Consider the following 1095-nt stretch of genomic DNA (forward strand, 5'->3'; position numbering starts at 1 on the left):
GTGAAGTGGGTGTCGGTGGACACGGAGTAGCACTCGACGCCCAGCTTCTGGAATTCGGGGTACACATCGGCCAGATCGCCCAGTTCGGTCGGGCAAACGAAGGTGAAGTCGGCGGGGTAGAAGAAAACCACGGACCACTTGCCCTTCAGATCGGCATCGGAGACCGGAACAAACTTGCCATTGCTGAAAGCGGTAGCCTTGAACGGCTTGATTTCGGTATTGATCAGGGACATAGCTGTTTCCTTCACGGGTTGAGATTCAGAGATCACATGGTAGGCCGGATCGGCGTATCGCTCAAATTGATTAACAACATGATCCGGATTGGTAAAAGCTATCACATCATACCGACCCCGCAAACGGGGATCGGCACTGGAAATTCTAATGGTATTCCGGCAATTTGAAACCGGTAAGACAGGGCCGGCGAACGCCGACCCCGGTAATGCTCAGCGACGGGACAACTCGGCGGCGGCCCGGTAATGCCGGTTGGCATCGTCGGTGCGGCCGACGCGTTCGGCCAGATGCGCCAGTTCCACGTGGGCTTCCCAGCCCGGTGCAATGGCCAGGGAGGCATCAAGGTAGCTTTCAGCCTTGCCCCACAACTGGGACTGCACGCACAGACGGCCAAGGGTCAGCAGCAGTTGCGGATCGCGCGGCTGGCGCTTGAGCCACTCTTCCGCCTTGGCCAGACGCGGCCGGATCTCGCCCCCTTCGCAACGGCCGTAGACGCCTGCCAGCGTCGAATCCCAGTCAAGCGCGAGTTGCGCCTCGAGGGCCTTCTGGGCGGCAGCACTGTCGCCCGCCGCAATCAGGTCGCGGGCCAGTTCGGCGACCAGACGGGCATCCCGCTGCTCATCGCGCGGCAAACCCTGCCAGTAGTTCATCAAGGCCAGGGCATCACCCGCACGCTGACGCAGGCCCTCCTGGTTGGCCCGGCGCTTGACCGGCTCGGCCTGCTCGGCGGTGAGGGCCTTGACCTTCACCAGTTGCCGTACCAAACGCACCGCCTCGACCCAGTTGCCCTTGGCCTGGGCCGTCCGCAGGGCCAGCCGCAGCGCCGCGATGTGGCGCTGGCCACCGGCCTGCAGGTCGGCGATG

At 63.0% G+C, this 1095-nt stretch carries 1 protein-coding gene and 1 pseudogene; both read right to left on the minus strand.

What is annotated here, in order from left to right; genetic code table 11:
• Window positions 1-233: redoxin domain-containing protein (locus ETQ85_RS25860; protein WP_246128921.1), on the minus strand; the 233-nt coding region annotated here is incomplete at its 3' end.
• Window positions 234-443: 210 nt separating this feature from the next.
• Window positions 444-1095 (minus strand): annotated as a pseudogene (locus ETQ85_RS25865) (heme biosynthesis HemY N-terminal domain-containing protein); the annotation flags it as partial.

It is taken from the genome of Zoogloea oleivorans, assembly GCF_008107625.1.
In the GTDB taxonomy this organism is placed as follows: domain Bacteria; phylum Pseudomonadota; class Gammaproteobacteria; order Burkholderiales; family Rhodocyclaceae; genus Zoogloea; species Zoogloea oleivorans.